The sequence below is a fragment of the Streptomyces sp. NPDC041124 genome, assembly GCF_055592385.1.
This window is the reverse complement of the sequence record NZ_JBVIYR010000009.1, coordinates 76,445-92,589: the sequence shown is the minus strand read 5'-3', so window position 1 is coordinate 92,589 and position 16,145 is coordinate 76,445. Positions and strand designations below refer to the sequence as shown.

Genomic DNA, 16,145 nt, shown 5'->3' with positions numbered 1-16,145 from the left:
CTTGCAATAGAAGGCGAGGGGTGCGGCGAGCTTGCTGTCTCCAGCGAGACAACGGACGGACGGGCTATACGGCTTCGTCGGCCTTCTGAGCCTTCTCGGCCTCGGCGGCCCTCTCGACCTTGGCGTCCTTGGCGTCCTTCTCGGTCGCGGCGGCCTTCTCGGTCGTCACGGCCTTGTCGGGCTCGTCGGCCTTGTCGGGCTCGTCGGCCTTCTCGCCCTCGACGGCCTTCTCGCCCTCGACGGGCTCCGCGGCCTTCTCCTCGGCCGTGTCCGCCTTCTCGGGCGCGTCGGCCGCCTCGACGGTGTCGGCCTTCTCGGCCTTCACCGCCTTCTCGGCCTCCTCGGCCTCGGCGACGGCGGCCTCCGCACGCTCCGCCTGCTCCGGCAGGGTCGGCGGGGCGTCCTCGACGCCTTCGCGCGTGGCCGACACGACCTCACCGGCGGTCAGCTTCAGCGATCCGGCCGCGATCTCCTCGGCGAAGTGGCAGGCCACCCGGTGACCGCCGCCGACGTCCCGGAGCTCGGGGCGTTCGGTCGAGCACCGCTCGGCCTGGGCCCACGGGCATCGGGTGTGGAAACGGCAGCCGCTCGGCGGGTTCGCCGGGGAGGGCAGGTCGCCGACGAGCAGGATGCGCTCGCGCTGGTCCTCCACCTCGGGGTCCGGCACCGGCACGGCCGACATGAGGGCCTTGGTGTACGGGTGCTTCGGCTCGGCGTAGAGCGCGTCGCTCGGCGCCTCCTCGACCAGCGAGCCCAGGTACATCACGCCGATCACGTCGGAGATGTGCCGGACCACGGCGAGGTCGTGGGCGATGACCACGTAGGTCAGGCCCAGTTCCTCCTGGAGCTCCTCCAGCAGGTTGATGACCTGGGCCTGGACCGACACGTCGAGCGCGGAGACCGGCTCGTCGCAGATGATCACGTCGGGTTCGAGGACCAGGGCGCGGGCGATGCCGATGCGCTGGCGCTGACCGCCGGAGAACTCGTGCGGGTAGCGGGCGAGCGCGTTGGAGGGCAGGCCGACCTTGTCCAGGATCGACGTGATCTTCTCGCGCCGCTCCTCCTGGTCCTTGCCGATGCCGTGGGCGATCATGCCCTCGGAGAGGATCGACTCGATGTTCTGCCGGGGGTTGAGCGAGCCCAGCGGGTCCTGGAAGACCATCTGGAGCCGGCGCCGGAAGCGGCGCATCTGCTCGCCCGGCAGCTTCGCCAGGTCGGTGCCGTCGAGGACGACGGAACCCTCGGTGATGTCGACCAGCCGCAGCACGGACCGGCCCAGGGTGGTCTTGCCGCAGCCCGACTCACCGACCAGGCCGTAGGTCTGGCCGGCCTCGACCTTCAGGGAGATCCCGTCCACGGCGTAGACGTGGCCGACCGTGCGGTCGAACAGGACACCCTTCTTGATGGGGAAGTGGACCTTGACGCCGTCCAGTTCGAGCAGGCTCATGCGGGGACCTCCTCGGCCTTCGCGTCGTCGAGTACGGGATGGACGCACCGCACCTCATGACCGGCGGCGCGCGGCTCGGTGAGCGGCGGGGTGCCGGTCAGGCAGCCCATCTCGTACCGGTCGCAGCGGGGCGCGAAGGCGCAGCCGTCGGCCCAGGCGATGCGGTCGTTGATGGAGCCGCGGATGGGCTTGAGCGCCTCGCCCCGGGGAGCGTCCAGACGCGGGATGGAGCCCAGCAGTCCGTGCGCGTAGGGGTGGGTGGGGTGGGCGAACAGCTCGCGGCGCCCGGCGGACTCCACGACCTTGCCCGCGTAGAGCACGTTGACCTGGTCGCAGAGACCGGCGACCACACCGAGGTCGTGGGTGATCATCAGCAGGGCGGTGCCCTCCTGGTCCACGAGCTCCTTGAGCAGTTCCAGGATCTGCGCCTGGATCGTCACGTCGAGCGCCGTGGTGGGCTCGTCGGCGATGAGCAGGCTCGGGGCGCAGGCCACGGCCATGGCGATGAGCGCGCGCTGGCGCATACCGCCGGAGAGCTGGTGCGGGAACTCCTTGAGCCGGCGGGTCGGGTCGGGGATGCCGACCCGGTCCAGCAGGTGGGCGGCCTCCTTGCGGGCGGCCTCCCCCTTCATTCCGCGGTGGCGCTCCAGGATCTCGGTGACCTGCACCCCGACCGGCACGACCGGGTTGAGGGAGGACAGCGGGTCCTGGAAGATCATCGCCATCTGGCTGCCGCGCAGGTCGCGGCGGGCGGACGGGCTCATCGTGAACAGGTCGGTGCCGTCGAACTCGGCACGGCCGCCGATCTTGACGCCCTTGTGGGGCAGCAGGCCCATCAGGGCCAGGGAGGTGACGGACTTTCCACAGCCGGACTCACCGACCAGGCCCACGACCTGGCCCTGGTCGACCTCGAAGGAGACGCCGTCGACCGCCCGGGACTCCTTGCGGCCGCCGCCACCGAAGGTGATGGTCAGTTCGTCGACAGAGAGCAGAGACATGGTGGTTCAGCCCCTCAGCTTCGGGTCGAGGGCTTCCCGCATGGCCTCGCCGAGGAGGGTGAAGCCGAGGGCGGTGATGATGATGCCGACGGCGGGGTAGACCGCCATCATCGGCGCGTTGTCGAAGAAGCGCTGCGCCTGGGTGAGCATGACGCCCCACTCCGGGATGGCCGGATCGGGGTTGCCGAGACCCAGGTAGGACAGGGCGGCCGCCTCGATGATCGCCGTGGCCAGGGAGAGCGTGGCCTGCACGATCACCGGGCTGAGCGAGTTGGGGACGATCTGGGAGAGCACGATGCGCCGCTTGCGCACACCGAGGGACTGGGCGGCGAGCACGTAGTCCGCGCTGCCCTGCACCAGCATGGAGCCGCGCAGCAGCCGGGCGAACACCGGGATCTGCACGACACCCACGGCGATCATCACCGTGGTCAGCGACTGCCCCATGACGGCCGCGATGGACACGGCCAGCAGCAGCGAGGGCATCGCCAGCATGATGTCGATGAAGCGCATGATGACGGAGTCGATGCGCTTGCCCCGCTCGCCACCGAGGGTGGCGAAGGCACCGGCGAGGCCGCCGATCACGAAGCCGATGATCAGGCCGATCGTGGTGGCGACGACGCCGACGAGCAGTGTCTGACGGGCACCGACCAGCATGCGGGAGAACATGTCCCGGCCGAGGTGGTCGAGGCCGAACCAGTTATCGCCGCGCATGCCGACGAACTGGCCGCGGTTGGCGAAGACCTCGTTGCGCCAGGTCTGGGCGGTCGGGGAGTACGGGGCGATGTACGGTCCGACGATCGCGAGGACGATGAAGATCGCGATGACGATCGCGCCGATGATCGCCATCTTGCTGCGCTTGAGGCGTCGGAACGCCTCCCGCCACAGGCTGGCGCCGGTGCTGGTCTCCTTGGTCGCGGCCAGTTCGGCGAGGCGCTGGATCTTGTCGGTTTTGGTGGCGACGCTCATTAGTGCACCCGCACTCTCGGGTCGATGAGGCTGTACGCCAGGTCCACCAGCAAGTTGATCAGGACGTAAATCAGCGCGATGAACATGATGAATCCGACGAGCACCGGGTAGTCACGGCCGTCGATCGCGGTCCGGATGAAGGAGCCGATGCCGCCGAAGGAGAACACGGACTCGGTCAGGACCGCACCCGACAGCAGGGAGCCGGTGAGCAGGCCGACCGCCGTGATCACGGGGAGCAGCGCGTTGCGCATCACGTGCCGGCCGCGCACGACACTCCGCTTGAGGCCCTTGGCCTCGGCGGTGCGGACGTAGTCCTCGTCCTGCACCTCGAGCACGCTGGCGCGGGTCATGCGCACGATGACGGCGAGCGGGATGGAGGCCAGGGCGACGGCGGGCAGGATCAGGTGGATGATCGCGTCCCAGGAGGCGTCGAACTCACCCGTGAGGATGCCGTCCAGGACGGCGAAGCCGGTCACGTCGGTGGCGTTGATGCCGGTGTCCTGGCGTCCGTAGCTGGGGAAGATCCCGAGCTGGACGGCGAAGATCTGCTTGAGGATCAGGGCCAGGAAGAACACCGGGATGCAGATGCCGACGAGCGAGCCGGAGACCGCGGTGACGTCGAGCCAGCCACCGCGGTTGCGGGCCGCGAAGTAGCCGAGGGGCACGCCGACCACGACGGCGATGAGGATCGCGAGGAGCGACAGCTCCACGGTCGCGGGGAAACGCAGGACGAACTCGTCCCACACCGGCTGTCCGGTCTGGGTGGAGGTGCCCAGGTCGAGTTCGACGATGCGCTTGAGGAAGCGCCAGTACTGAACGTAGACGGGCTGGTCCAGCCCGAGCGCACGGTTGATGCGCGCCACTTCGGCCTCGGTGGCCTTTTCCCCCAGGATCGCTGAGGCGGGTCCACCGGGCAGCCGGTCGAGCCACAGAAAAAGAAGAACCGACAGGCCGAGCAGCGTGGGTATGAGCTGGAGCAGTCTTCGTACGACGAGACGCAGCACCCCGCATGCCCCTTTCTAGCGTGATGTCTTACATGAATGGACCCGCCCGGCCGCCGAGTTGCGGCGGCCGGGCGGACCCCCCCGTTGGGTTTTCGGTGCCGATCAGGCGCTTACTTGAACGAGGCCTCGGCGAAGACCTCCTGCGTCAGCGGGGAGACGTTCGGCGGGTTCACGTTCTTGGCGAAGGCGATGGCCGGCGGGGAGGACGACAGCGGCACACCCGGGAGGTAGGCCATGATGGCCTCGTTGGCCTTCTCGTAGGCCGCGACGCGCTCCTCGGCCTTGCCCAGCTTCGAACCGGCGTTCACGGCGTCGAAGACCTTCTGGTCCTTGAAGCCCCACTGCTTGTCGAACCCGGCGAACCAGGTGCCGATGAAGTTGTAGCCGTCGTTGAAGTCACCGGTCCAGCCGAGCATGTGCAGGGCGCAGGAGCCCGCCTCGGTGGCGTCCAGGTAGTCCGGGGCCCACTTCATGGCCTTCGGGGTGACGGTGATGCCGGCCTTCTCCAGGTCGGCCTTCATCAGCTCGAACAGGTCCTGCGGAGCAGGCATGTACGGGCGGGTGACCTCGGTCGGGTAGCAGAACTCGATCTTGAGCTTCTCCTCACCGGCCTTCTTGAGGAGGTTCTTGGCCGCGGCCGTGTCGAAGGGGTACTTCGTCACGTTCTTGGAGTAGCCCGCGATGGTGTCCGGCATGAACTGGTCGGCGACCTTGCCGCCCTCGGGCAGCTGGGTCTTGACCAGGTTCTCCTTGTCGATCGCCTGCGCGATGGCCTGGCGGACTTCCTTCTTCTTCAGAGCCGGGTTGGCCGACTGGCTCATGCCCAGGTAGAAGAGGTTGAAGACCCCACGGGTCGGGACGACGTAGCCCTCCTTCTCGAGGGTCTTGACGTCGGCCGGCGCGACGAGGTCGTAGCCGTCGATGTCACCGGCCTGGAGCGCCTGGCGGCGTCCCTCTTCGGTGTCGATGGTGCGGAAGACCAGGTTCTTGATCTTCGCCTTCTCGCCCCAGTAGTCGTCGAAGCGCTCAAGGGTGACTTCCTTGTTGCCCTTGTTCCACTTCTTGATCTTGTACGGGCCGGTACCGGCGACCGTGCCGGCCTCCTGGCTGTACTTGGGGTACGTGATGGCGTCGCCCTTGGCGGAGGCGTCCTGCTTCTTGTACGCCTCGATGGCCTTCGGCGAGTGGATCGCGAGGGCGTTGAGGGAGAAGCCGCCGGGGAGGTTGGCGGAGGGCTTCTTGACCTCGATGACGGCGGTGTTCTCGTCCTTCGCGGTGCAGGACTTGTAGTTCGCCTCGGGGGCTTCCTTGTCCTCGTTCTTCGCGAAGCCGCCCATGATGGTCTGCCAGTAGTAGGAGACCGCGCTGGACTGGTAGGTGCCCGTCCAGTTGAACCAGTGGTCGTAGTTGGCGCACACGGCCGCGGCGTTGAACGCCTCGCCGTCGTGGAACTTCACGCCCTTGCGGAGGTTGAAGGTCCAGACGGTGCCCTGGTCGTTGCTCGACCAGGTCTCGGCGAGGCCGCCGACCAGGTCGGTGCCGCCGGACTCATGCTCCAGCAGGGCCTCGAAGGCCTGCCGCGTCACACGGAAGGTTTCACCGTCGCTCGCGAGGGCAGGGTCCAGGGAACCCGGGTCTCCGGCACCGGCGAAGACGAAGGTGTCCTTGTCGCCGCCGCTCTCGTTGTCAGCGTCCCGTTCGCTGGAGCAGCCCGTGGCGATCAGACCGACCGCCACCGCGGCCGTGATCGCCCGAGCGACTCGGGACTTGGTTATGCGCATATTGGGGCCACTCCGGGTCCGCTATGTGGATGCATCTTGACCGGCCGAACACTACCTACGTTCGCAGTCAGTCAGGAACAGTCCGGATAGCGGTGATACCTACCTGAGATCTGAACACTTGACATATCGGACTGTTCAGGCGCCCCACCGCCGAGATTTAACCCGGGGGACACATCCGACGGCCCCGCAAGAGGCGTCCGACGGCGGCCCGATGGCGTGGAGAACGCGTGAAACCGCAGGTGACAGGGGGTCAAGGCGCGGTCGCGCAGTGCGCATGGCTGAAAATCTGACGTGAAATCACCCCCGGCCGACCGGCGCCCGCGGCATGTCGGTGCATGTGTCCACATGGTGGACATGGTGACGCTGAGTCAGCACGGCACGGGGTACGGCACGGCCCGGGGCGCGCGTCGGAAAAGTGCGGGTACGTCCCGTTCAGCGGTGCTGGGCGGGCGGGTAGCCGTAGCCCGGGGCGGGGGGCCGGCCGGCGCCGTGCGCCTCGCGGTCGTAGAAGGGCCGGGCGTTGGCGCGCAGCCACATCGCGACGGGGTCGTGCTCGTCGGACATCGCCACGGTCGACACCGGCAGTCCGTCCGGGACCGCGCCGAGGGACTGCTGCATCATCGCCCGCACCGCGTCCACGGCGGGCGGGGAGGCGTCGTACACGTCCAGGCCGATGGCGAGGTACGGGGCGCCCAGCGCGGGCTGCACCCAGGCCCTGCGCAGGGCGCGCACGGGCGGGGTGCGGTGGGCGTTCTGCGCGAGCAGGGCGTAGAACTGCGGGATCTCGATGGCCGGTTCGGACAGTCTCAGCGGCCCGGCGGGCCGGCGGTCCAGGCCGCCGGCGATCCGGCGCAGGTCCAGCCAGGGGATGCCGACGCCGCCGCCCGGGGCGTGCGGGTTGAGCCAGAGCCCGTAGCGGTCGGGGTAGAGCGCGCGGGCCGCTTCGAGGCCGTCGACCACCTCGTAGGACCGGTTCCAGCCGCTGGCGGACAGCTCCTGCGCGGAGGTGACGCAGGGCGCGTAGCCGAAGCCGTCGACCTCCATGTTCCCGTACTGGGCGTCGGGGGAACCGGCCTGGCCGTGCCACAGCAGCATCCAGACCTGGCCGGAGGAGGGGGTCGCCAGGGCGCGCAGCAACGCCTCGTAGGCGTCGTAACGCCCGGGCGTCACCTGGCGCAGCATGTGCTCGACCTGTCCGGCCGCCGCGGTGCCAGCGCTCACTTTGTATCGCCCCTCCGTACAACGCCCTCGCCCGAGCCAATGAACCTAGCGTAAGCCTCCGGCGGGTGGGCGAGGTGGGCTGTGCGGCGCCGGGGGTTCGACGGGGTGGGCGGGGCGGGGGCGGGGTGGGGGCCGAGACGGGGCGCGGGAGGACTCGGGGGTGCGGGTCGTGCGGCGGGTGCGGGTGCGTCGGGGCTGGTCGCGCAGTTCCCCGCGCCCCTGAGGGGGTTGCCGCACCCGCGCGACGGGACGGGCGCGGTCCCGCCGGCGCGGCGGGTGCGGGTGCGTCGGGGCTGGTCGCGCAGTTCCCCGCGCCCTGGGGGTGGCGTATCCGCGCGGTGGGAACCCCTGGCGAGTTACGGCCGGCGTTCGTAGAAGGGGCGGACCTGGGTGCGGAGCCAGTCGGCCACCGGGTCCTGGGCGATGTCCATCAGGATCAGGTTGACCTGCCAGGGGGCCGCCGTGCGTCCCAGGGCCCGGCCCAGGGCGTCCAGGGGCAGCGTGCGGACGTCGCCCTCGCCGTGGGCCAGCTCCACGCCGATGAACAGGACCGGGTCGGCCGTCTCGATCGCGGCGAGGCAGCGACGGGCGGTCGTGACCACGCCGACGGCGTCGAACTCCTCCGAGGCCGCGGCGAGGAAGTCCACCGGGTCGTCCTGCCAGTCGGGCTGGAACAGCCGGACCCGGCCGCCGCTCGCGGCGCCGTCCAGCGGGGTGTGCCCGGCCCGGCACAACTCGGCGACGGCCGCCGGCGGCAGCGGTACGGCGACCACGCCACCGGGGTTCACCACGATCCCGGCCTGCGGCGGCAGACCGCGGGCGAACTCCACGGCGGGCGCGACCGTGTACGACATGTGGGAGCCGACGACCTGCCGGAACTGCTCCTCGGAGGTGAAGACGGGGACGTAGGCCTGACCGTCGATCTCCAGGGTGGGCAGGTCCAGGGGGCCGCTGTGCGGGCCACCGCCGTTCGGCAACGGGACCCAGACGAAGCTGCGGCCCAGCACCTCCACGATCCTGCTGCCGGCCGAGGGGACGCCGAGCGACGCGGAGAGCACCTCCTCCAGCTCGTTGCCGGGCCATCCGCCGTGCGGATGGGGGTGTGTCGGGGCCGGGAACGCCGGGAAGTCCATCTCTCGCCTACCGCCTGCCTGGAACCGCTGCTGTGGCCGAAAGGTTATCCGGTCAGCCCGCGAAGCCGATCCTGCGCAGGGTGTCCGCCGCGGCCCGGTCGATCAGCACCGCCGAGCCGCTGTGCGCCGGCGGCCGGCCGCGCTCCACCGCGCGCAGCAGCCGCTCGCTCGCCGCACGGTGACGCCGGAAGGCGTACCGGGAGACGCCGCGCCCGCGCTCGCGCTGGCCGGCCAGGGCCTGCTGCGGGGTGACGTCGAGCAGCAGCAGGTGCAGGCCCGCCCCGCGGCGGCGGGCCTCGCGGGCCAGCCAGCGCCGCACCCATGCCTGTGTGCCGCAGTCGTGGACCACGACCGCCTCTCCGGCGCGCAGCGCGCGGCGCAGGCCGGCGTAGTGGGCGAGACGGACCAGGGGGCGGTAGACGGCGTAGGGCAGTAAGCCGGACAGGCGGCGGTCGAAGCGGTCGCGGGTGTCCTGGGAGTCGATGCGGGTGCCGCGCACCGTACGGCGCATCAGCGTGGACTTGCCGCTGCCGGGCAGTCCGGTGACGACGACGAGGTCGCGGGGCCCGAAGAGCAGTGCGCGCGGGCTGCGGCCGTCCCGCCCGCGCAGATCGCGGACGACGGGCGCGGGCAGCGCGCCGCGGGCCCCGCGGACCCGGTCGGCCGACTGCGGGGGCAGCGCGACGCCCGAGGTGGTGGCGCACGCCGTGGTCCTGTTCACCGTGTTGGTCCTCCCCTGGGACCGGCTGTGAGTCCGGGTCCCCGCTGAGTGTAAAGAGAAGGTAATGCCCGGGTCTCCCGTTTCCGTGCCTTTCCTGAAACAGGCCTGTCACAGCTCCCCGTGATGGTGCCCGTACACCCTGTGCATCCCAGGAAAGGGTCCCCCTGCCGCGCCCCCGCGATGCGTGCAATGATGGGCGCGCCAACTGCATACCGGCCGTTTGAATCCGCGCGGGAGAGTCCCCGGCACCATTGCCGCCGGGGCGCCGAAGGAGCAAGTCCCTCCCTTGAATCTCTCAGGCCCCGTTACCGCGCGGGCGAGGCACATCTGAAAAGCGGGCCGCCGCAGCCGTGCTCCGGCGGCCCCACCCAAGGTGCAAACCGTGGTCTCCCCTGTGCGGGCGTTCACGGCGAACCTCTCAGGTTCCGATGACAGATGGGGAGGAATCGCCCTCGCCTTCCCCCATCGCCTCTGGGAGACCGACCGATGAGCAGTACCGAACCCCGCCGGACCGCGCTCGATGCCCTGCATCGGTCGCTCGGCGCGACGATGACCGACTTCGCCGGCTGGGACATGCCGCTGCGCTACGGCTCCGAACGCGACGAGCACAACGCCGTGCGCACCCGGGCCGGCCTCTTCGACCTCTCGCACATGGGCGAGATCGCGGTCACCGGCCCGGCGGCCGCCGCCCTCCTCGACCACGCCCTGGTCGGCAACATCGGCGGCGTCAAGCCCGGCCGGGCCCGTTACACGATGATCTGCCGCGAGGACGGCGGCATCCTGGACGACCTGATCGTCTACCGGCTGGGCGACGCAGGCGCCCCCGAGTACCTGGTGGTCGCCAACGCCTCCAACGCGCAGGTGGTCCTGGACGCGCTGCGGGAGCGTGCGGCCGGCTTCGACGCCGAGGTCCGCGACGACCGGGACGCCTACGCGCTGCTCGCCGTGCAGGGCCCCGCGTCGCAGGGCATCCTCGCCTCGCTCACCGACGCCGACCTGGAGGGCCTGAAGTACTACGCCGGTCTGCCCGGCACGGTTGCCGGCGTCCCCGCGCTGATCGCCCGCACCGGCTACACCGGCGAGGACGGCTTCGAGCTGTTCGTGAAGCCGGAGCACGCGGTGGAGCTGTGGCAGGCGCTGACCAAGGCCGGCGAGGGCGCGGGCTTGGTCCCGTGCGGGCTGTCCTGCCGGGACACGCTGCGCCTGGAGGCGGGCATGCCGCTGTACGGGAACGAGCTGAGCACCTCCCTCACGCCCTTCGACGCCGGGTTCGGCCGGGTCGTGAAGTTCGAGAAGGAGGGCGACTTCGTGGGCCGCGCGGCACTGGCCGAGGCCGCCGAGCGGGCCGCCGCGCAGCCGCCCCGCGTGCTGGTCGGCCTGGTCGCCGAGGGCCGCCGCGTCCCGCGCGCCGGGTACGCGGTCGTGGCCGGCGGCGAGGTGATCGGCGAGGTCACCTCCGGTGCCCCCTCCCCCACCCTGGGCAAGCCGATCGCCATGGCCTACGTGGACCCGGCGTACGCGGCGCCCGGCACCGAGGGTGTCGGTGTGGACATCCGCGGCAGCCACGAGCCGTACGAGGTCGTGGCGCTGCCGTTCTACAAGCGGCAGAAGTGACACCGTCGTAGACGGCTTCCCGCGCACAGGTGAGCATGTCGTGCCTGCTCACGTGCGCCGTACGCAGTCCCCTCAGTCATCCGTCATCCCCCGTACAGGAGAATTCAGGCCATGAGCAACCCCACGCAGCTGCGTTACAGCAAGGAGCACGAGTGGCTGACGGCCGCCGAGGACGGCGTGTCGACGGTCGGCATCACGGAGCACGCGGCGAACGCGCTCGGTGACGTGGTGTTCGTCCAGCTCCCCGAGGTCGGTGACACGGTGACCGCGGGCGAGACCTGCGGCGAGCTGGAGTCGACCAAGTCGGTCAGCGACCTGTACTCCCCGGTCAGCGGTGAGATCACCGAGGTCAACGAGGACGTCGTGAACGACCCGTCGCTGGTGAACTCGGCGCCCTTCGAGGGCGGCTGGCTGTTCAAGGTGCGCGTCAGCGACGAGCCGGCCGACCTGCTGACCGCCGCCGAGTACGACGCCGAAATCGCCGGCTGAGGAGTCTGTAGCGCATGTCCGTTCTGAACACGTCCCTGCACGAGTTCGACCCGGCGGTGGCCGCCGCGGTCGACGCCGAGCTGCACCGTCAGCAGTCCACCCTCGAGATGATCGCCTCGGAGAACTTCGCCCCGGTCGCGGTCATGGAGGCCCAGGGCTCGGTCCTCACCAACAAGTACGCCGAGGGCTACCCCGGCCGCCGCTACTACGGCGGCTGCGAGCACGTCGACGTGATCGAGCAGATCGCGATCGACCGGGTCAAGGAGCTGTTCGGCGCCGAGCACGCCAATGTGCAGCCGCACTCGGGTGCGCAGGCCAACGCGGCCGCGATGTTCGCGCTGCTCAAGCCCGGTGACACGATCATGGGCCTGAACCTCGCGCACGGTGGGCACCTGACCCACGGCATGAAGATCAACTTCTCCGGCAAGCTCTACAACGTGGTCGCCTACCACGTCGGCGACGACGGCCAGGTCGACATGGCGGAGGTGGAGCGGCTCGCCAAGGAGAACAAGCCGAAGCTGATCGTGGCGGGCTGGTCGGCGTACCCGCGTCAGCTGGACTTCGCCGCGTTCCGCCGGATCGCGGACGAGGTCGGTGCCTACCTGATGGTCGACATGGCGCACTTCGCCGGTCTGGTCGCCGCGGGCCTGCACCCGAACCCGGTCCCGCACGCCCATGTCGTGACGACCACCACGCACAAGACCCTGGGCGGTCCGCGCGGCGGGGTGATCCTCTCCACGGCCGAGCTGGCCAAGAAGATCAACTCCGCGGTCTTCCCCGGTCAGCAGGGCGGTCCGCTGGAGCACGTGGTCGCCGCCAAGGCGGTCGCGTTCAAGGTGTGCGCCACCGAGGAGTTCAAGGAGCGTCAGCGCCGTACGCTGAAGGGCGCCCGGATCCTGGCCGAGCGCCTGGTCCAGGACGACGTCAAGGCCGTGGGCGTGGACGTGCTGTCCGGCGGCACGGACGTGCACCTGGTCCTGGTGGACCTGCGCGACTCGGAACTGGACGGCCAGCAGGCCGAGGACCGGCTGCACGAGGTCGGCATCACCGTGAACCGCAACGCGATCCCGAACGACCCTCGCCCCCCGATGGTCACCTCGGGTCTGCGGATCGGCACGCCCGCGCTGGCCACCCGCGGCTTCACCGCCGAGGACTTCACCGAGGTCGCGGACGTGATCGCCGAAACGCTGAAGCCGTCCTACGACGTCGCGGCGCTCCGGGCCCGGGTGACGGCTCTCGCCGCGAAGCACCCGCTGTACCCCGGCCTGTAGTACTTTCGTACGCTTTCTCACGTACGGACATCAGGGGCATCGCGCACACTGGTCGGTGGGCGCGGTGCCCCGCACCATGCACCCCGCATGAACGTTTCCCCTTCCGTGTCCCTGTCTGCGAACCACCCCTCCCGGTGGACAGCGTCGTCCGCCGAACCCTTAGGAGTCCCCCCGTGGCCATCTCGGTCTTCGATCTGTTCTCGATCGGCATCGGCCCGTCCAGCTCGCACACGGTCGGCCCGATGCGGGCGGCCCGGATGTTCGCCCGGCGGCTGCGCAACGAGGACCTGCTGGACTCCGTCGCCTCGGTGCGGGCGGAGCTGTACGGCTCCCTGGGCGCCACCGGCCACGGCCACGGCACGCCCAAGGCGGTGCTGCTGGGCCTGGAGGGCGACTCGCCGCGCACGGTGGACGTGGAGTCGGCCGACGAGCGGGTGGAGAAGATCAAGGACGGTGGCCGGATCCGGCTGCTCGGCGAGCACGAGATCGCGTTCTCCTACGACGACGACATGGTGCTGCACCGCCGCGAGACGCTGCCGTACCACGCCAACGGCATGACGCTGTGGGCCCACGACGCCACCGGCGCGGAGCTGCTGTCGAAGACGTACTACTCGGTGGGCGGCGGGTTCGTCGTGGACGAGGAGGCGGTCGGCGCGGACCGCATCGTGCTCGACGACACCGTCCTGAAGTACCCCTTCCGCACGGGCGACGAACTGCTGCGCCTCACCCGGGAGACCGGCCTGTCGATCTCCGCCCTGATGCTGGAGAACGAGCGCGCCTGGCGGAGCGAGGAGGAGATCCGCGAAGGCCTGCTGGAGATCTGGCGCGTGATGCGGGCCTGCGTGGACCGGGGCATGTCCCGCGAGGGCATCCTGCCGGGCGGGCTGAAGGTGCGCCGCCGCGCCGCGAACACCGCGCGCAAGCTGCGCTCCGAGGGCGATCCGCAGGCGCTCGCCATGGAGTGGATCACCCTCTACGCGATGGCCGTGAACGAGGAGAACGCGGCCGGCGGCCGGGTCGTGACGGCGCCGACGAACGGCGCGGCCGGCATCATCCCGGCCGTCCTGCACTACTACATGAACTTCGTCCCCGGCGCGGACGAGGAGGGCGTGGTCCGCTTCCTGCTGGCGGCCGGCGCGATCGGCATGCTCTTCAAGGAGAACGCCTCCATCTCCGGCGCCGAGGTCGGCTGCCAGGGTGAGGTCGGCTCGGCCTGCTCGATGGCGGCGGGAGCCCTCGCGGAGGTGCTGGGCGGCTCCCCGGAGCAGGTGGAGAACGCCGCCGAGATCGGCATGGAGCACAACCTCGGCCTGACCTGCGACCCGGTCGGCGGCCTCGTCCAGATCCCGTGCATCGAGCGCAACGGGATGGCAGCGGTCAAGGCGGTCACGGCGGCCCGGATGGCGATGCGCGGCGACGGCTCGCACAAGGTCTCCCTCGACAAGGTCATCAAGACGATGAAGGAGACCGGCGCGGACATGTCGGTCAAGTACAAGGAGACGGCCCGGGGCGGGCTGGCGGTCAACATCATCGAGTGCTGAGGCCCGCCGTCGGGCGGCGGTCAGCGGACCCCGGTCATGGTTCCCCGCCCGTCGCACGCCGGCTCCGGCGCCCCGTCACACGCCCGCGCCGGCGCCCCGTCGCAGGGCGCGGCCGATCCTGCGGACCGCGGTGGCGGGGTTCAGCCCGTTCTCGACGCGCAGCAGGAAACTGACCGGGGAGGCGGCGAGTGCTTCGTCGCGCCGGCCGCGGGCTCCGCCGAGGATGCCCACGGCTGTCGCGCCGACGCCGGCCACGATGCCCGCCGCGCTGCCCGCCACGGTGCCGCCGACCGTGCCGATCAGCCCGCTCAGCAGGGCCGCCGAGGTGGGCGTGTCGAACGTGGTGCTGACGGAGGTGGTGATCGTCTGGAGGCCGACGCCGTTCATGGCCTTGCGCAGCTTCGCCAGCTCCACGTCGAACTCCCGGTGCACCGCCTGCCGCACGTACGTGTCCAGTGCCTGCCGGCTGCGGATGCCGTCCAGTTCCTCGCGCAGGTCCGCCGCCGTCCGGGCGACGGCGTCCGTGTAGGCGAGGAACTCCGGCTCGTACTTCTTGCGCAGCGTCACGATCTTCTCCGCGGGCACCTCGCCGAGCCCCGCGGGAAGCACGCAGCGCACGGACAGCACCCCGATCCGTCCCGCGAGGTCGCCGGTTCCGGCCGGTGCCGGGGCACCGCCCAGGAGGACCGCCGCCATCCGCTCGGTGTCCCAGGGGTCGACCGCGGTGTGGGCGGCCTCCTGGTCGGTGACGGGGAGGAAGGCCGTACGGGCCGCGAGTTCGGCGGTCAGCGCGCATTTGTAGACCCAGGCGAGCGCCGGGTCCAGGCCCAGCCACACTCCGGGCGCCCCACGACTGAAGCTGTTGCGCACGCGCCGCGCCGCCAGTCCCGCGTCGGACAGGGCCTGTCTCAGCTCCGGTGACATCTCCCCCGGGTAGAGACCCGCCAACGGCCGGTCCCGGGGCGAGCGGGAATGATGCGCACCGTCGTCGGCCGGCGTCCGGGCGTCGGGCGGCGAGGGTTCGGCGTCCACGACGTCCTGCTCGACGGTGACACCGAAGCGGTTGCGCAGTTCCTCACCGCGCTCGTCCACGACCCGCAGCAAGTGCCGCGACGCCGCCTCGACGGCGTCGGCGGGGTCGATGTCCTGGACGAAGCCGAGCCCGTCCCGCAGGACACGGACGTGGTCCGGGTCCGACACGCGGAAGCCCTCGGGCACCACACGGGCCATCTCCGGGAGGTAGAGCGCGGCGGCTTTGATCCACGCCGGGTCGCGGAAGTGGACGTACGGGTAGTACAGACCGGTGCGCTGCACGGACACGCTCCTTCGTGGAAGTCCCCGAGCCCTGTGGGCCGTCACCCGGTGATGTTATGGGGACCAGGTGCGTCGTCGGGCCGTGTTCCGCCCGTGATCGTCTCCGCGAGCGGGGCGGGTTCCAGCACGGTGCCCGCGGGGCCGGCCGGGTTGACGTAGAGCGCGTGGCCGGGGGGCAGGCGGTCCAGGAGGGCCGGGACGGTGACGCGTTCGAAGGCGAAGCCGCCCACCGCGTTCCGGTGGGGCAAGGCCGTGAAGACCGGGACGACGGGCCTGCCGTCCTCCACCGCGGCGGTCACCGGGGCGCCGTCCGGCAGGGTGAGCACCGCCACCTCGGCGGTGGCCAGGGCGCGCAGGGCGTCCTCGACCGGTCCGTAACCGGTGACGGCGAGCTGGAGGGCCGCGTCGACGTCGTCGGTGGGCTCGGGCCAGCCGAGCGCTTCCGGGGAGGGACGGTACGCCTCGTTGTCCTCCCACTCCTCGATCTCGCCGGTCGCTCCCGTGCGCCAGCGGCCGACCACGACCCGGTCGGGCGGCACGCCCTCGCCGTCCCAGCCGGGGTCGATCATGCTGATCCAGTGGTCCGGCGCGAGCCGCGCGGCCTCGACGATGTCGTCGGGGGGCGTGGGCATCGCTGCCCCACTC

General features: G+C 70.8%; 14 protein-coding genes and 2 riboswitches. Of the genes, 4 read left to right on the top strand and 10 right to left on the bottom strand.

Features of this window, described 5'->3' with window-relative positions:
* Nucleotides 1-64: 64 nt before the first annotated feature.
* The 8 genes from ACZ6A9_RS24065 to ACZ6A9_RS24030 all read right to left on the bottom strand — a co-directional run bounded on the left by ACZ6A9_RS24065 (nucleotide 65) and on the right by ACZ6A9_RS24030 (nucleotide 9,271).
* Nucleotides 65-1,447, bottom strand: coding sequence for an ABC transporter ATP-binding protein (locus ACZ6A9_RS24065; RefSeq protein ID WP_468988800.1), 1,383 nt, complete (start codon nucleotides 1,445-1,447; stop codon nucleotides 65-67).
* Nucleotides 1,444-2,445 (bottom strand): ABC transporter ATP-binding protein, encoded by a 1,002-nt coding sequence (locus ACZ6A9_RS24060; RefSeq protein ID WP_468988798.1) that lies wholly within the window; start codon nucleotides 2,443-2,445, stop codon nucleotides 1,444-1,446. Before ACZ6A9_RS24060 ends, ACZ6A9_RS24065 begins: the two co-directional genes overlap by 4 nt.
* A gap of 6 nt (nucleotides 2,446-2,451) precedes the next feature.
* The gene (locus ACZ6A9_RS24055) at nucleotides 2,452-3,411 is read right to left on the bottom strand and encodes an ABC transporter permease (RefSeq protein ID WP_468988796.1); all 960 of its coding nucleotides are present in this window, start codon (nucleotides 3,409-3,411) and stop codon (nucleotides 2,452-2,454) included.
* Nucleotides 3,411-4,415, bottom strand: coding sequence for an ABC transporter permease (locus tag ACZ6A9_RS24050; RefSeq protein WP_228967201.1), 1,005 nt, complete (start codon nucleotides 4,413-4,415; stop codon nucleotides 3,411-3,413). The genes ACZ6A9_RS24055 and ACZ6A9_RS24050 overlap by 1 nt, the downstream gene beginning before the upstream one ends.
* A 110-nt stretch (nucleotides 4,416-4,525) precedes the next feature.
* Nucleotides 4,526-6,196, bottom strand: coding sequence for an ABC transporter substrate-binding protein (locus ACZ6A9_RS24045; protein ID WP_468988792.1), 1,671 nt, complete (start codon nucleotides 6,194-6,196; stop codon nucleotides 4,526-4,528).
* Nucleotides 6,197-6,628: 432 nt separating this feature from the next.
* Nucleotides 6,629-7,378, bottom strand: coding sequence for an enhanced serine sensitivity protein SseB C-terminal domain-containing protein (locus ACZ6A9_RS24040; protein WP_468989296.1), 750 nt, complete (start codon nucleotides 7,376-7,378; stop codon nucleotides 6,629-6,631).
* A 395-nt stretch (nucleotides 7,379-7,773) separates the two neighbouring features.
* Nucleotides 7,774-8,550 carry an enhanced serine sensitivity protein SseB gene (locus ACZ6A9_RS24035; protein WP_468988790.1) on the bottom strand — a complete coding sequence of 259 codons (777 nt, stop codon included), beginning with the start codon at nucleotides 8,548-8,550 and terminating at the stop codon, nucleotides 7,774-7,776.
* Between the two features lie 52 nt (nucleotides 8,551-8,602).
* Nucleotides 8,603-9,271, bottom strand: coding sequence for an AAA family ATPase (locus ACZ6A9_RS24030; RefSeq protein ID WP_468988787.1), 669 nt, complete (start codon nucleotides 9,269-9,271; stop codon nucleotides 8,603-8,605).
* A 221-nt stretch (nucleotides 9,272-9,492) separates the two neighbouring features.
* Nucleotides 9,493-9,592: riboswitch (glycine riboswitch) on the top strand.
* Nucleotides 9,593-9,716: riboswitch (glycine riboswitch) on the top strand.
* 41 nt (nucleotides 9,717-9,757) lie between these two features.
* Between ACZ6A9_RS24030 and gcvT the strand changes: the two genes are divergently transcribed.
* The 4 genes from gcvT (at nucleotide 9,758) to ACZ6A9_RS24010 (ending at nucleotide 14,186) form a co-directional block, all read left to right on the top strand.
* Entirely contained in the window at nucleotides 9,758-10,885 is a 1,128-nt protein-coding gene (gene gcvT, locus ACZ6A9_RS24025; RefSeq protein ID WP_468988784.1) for a glycine cleavage system aminomethyltransferase GcvT, read from the top strand.
* 111 nt (nucleotides 10,886-10,996) lie between these two features.
* Nucleotides 10,997-11,374: a glycine cleavage system protein GcvH gene (gene gcvH, locus ACZ6A9_RS24020; RefSeq protein WP_468988781.1), complete on the top strand. Its 378-nt coding sequence runs from the start codon at nucleotides 10,997-10,999 to the stop codon at nucleotides 11,372-11,374.
* A gap of 14 nt (nucleotides 11,375-11,388) precedes the next feature.
* Nucleotides 11,389-12,645 carry a serine hydroxymethyltransferase gene (gene glyA, locus ACZ6A9_RS24015; protein ID WP_468988778.1) on the top strand — a complete coding sequence of 419 codons (1,257 nt, stop codon included), beginning with the start codon at nucleotides 11,389-11,391 and terminating at the stop codon, nucleotides 12,643-12,645.
* Between the two features lie 173 nt (nucleotides 12,646-12,818).
* Entirely contained in the window at nucleotides 12,819-14,186 is a 1,368-nt protein-coding gene (locus ACZ6A9_RS24010) for an L-serine ammonia-lyase (RefSeq protein ID WP_468988776.1), read from the top strand.
* A gap of 75 nt (nucleotides 14,187-14,261) precedes the next feature.
* Here ACZ6A9_RS24010 and ACZ6A9_RS24005 read toward each other — a convergent pair whose 3' ends face one another.
* Together ACZ6A9_RS24005 and ACZ6A9_RS24000 are read right to left on the bottom strand one after the other, a co-directional pair.
* Nucleotides 14,262-15,500, bottom strand: coding sequence for a DUF6236 family protein (locus tag ACZ6A9_RS24005; RefSeq protein ID WP_468988774.1), 1,239 nt, complete (start codon nucleotides 15,498-15,500; stop codon nucleotides 14,262-14,264).
* A 41-nt stretch (nucleotides 15,501-15,541) separates the two neighbouring features.
* Nucleotides 15,542-16,132, bottom strand: coding sequence for a type VII secretion system-associated protein (locus tag ACZ6A9_RS24000; RefSeq protein ID WP_468988772.1), 591 nt, complete (start codon nucleotides 16,130-16,132; stop codon nucleotides 15,542-15,544).
* Nucleotides 16,133-16,145: the final 13 nt, after the last annotated feature.

Coding starts and splice junctions, on each gene's coding strand:
- ACZ6A9_RS24065 (WP_468988800.1), bottom strand. CDS start 1,447: ATGAGCCTGCTCGAACTGGACGGCGTCAAGGTCCACTTCCCCATCAAG.
- ACZ6A9_RS24060 (WP_468988798.1), bottom strand. CDS start 2,445: ATGTCTCTGCTCTCTGTCGACGAACTGACCATCACCTTCGGTGGCGGC.
- ACZ6A9_RS24055 (WP_468988796.1), bottom strand. CDS start 3,411: ATGAGCGTCGCCACCAAAACCGACAAGATCCAGCGCCTCGCCGAACTG.
- ACZ6A9_RS24045 (WP_468988792.1), bottom strand. CDS start 6,196: ATGCGCATAACCAAGTCCCGAGTCGCTCGGGCGATCACGGCCGCGGTG.
- ACZ6A9_RS24040 (WP_468989296.1), bottom strand. CDS start 7,378: ATGCTGCGCCAGGTGACGCCCGGGCGTTACGACGCCTACGAGGCGTTG.
- ACZ6A9_RS24035 (WP_468988790.1), bottom strand. CDS start 8,550: ATGGACTTCCCGGCGTTCCCGGCCCCGACACACCCCCATCCGCACGGC.
- gcvT (WP_468988784.1), top strand. CDS start 9,758: ATGAGCAGTACCGAACCCCGCCGGACCGCGCTCGATGCCCTGCATCGG.
- gcvH (WP_468988781.1), top strand. CDS start 10,997: ATGAGCAACCCCACGCAGCTGCGTTACAGCAAGGAGCACGAGTGGCTG.
- glyA (WP_468988778.1), top strand. CDS start 11,389: ATGTCCGTTCTGAACACGTCCCTGCACGAGTTCGACCCGGCGGTGGCC.
- ACZ6A9_RS24000 (WP_468988772.1), bottom strand. CDS start 16,132: ATGCCCACGCCCCCCGACGACATCGTCGAGGCCGCGCGGCTCGCGCCG.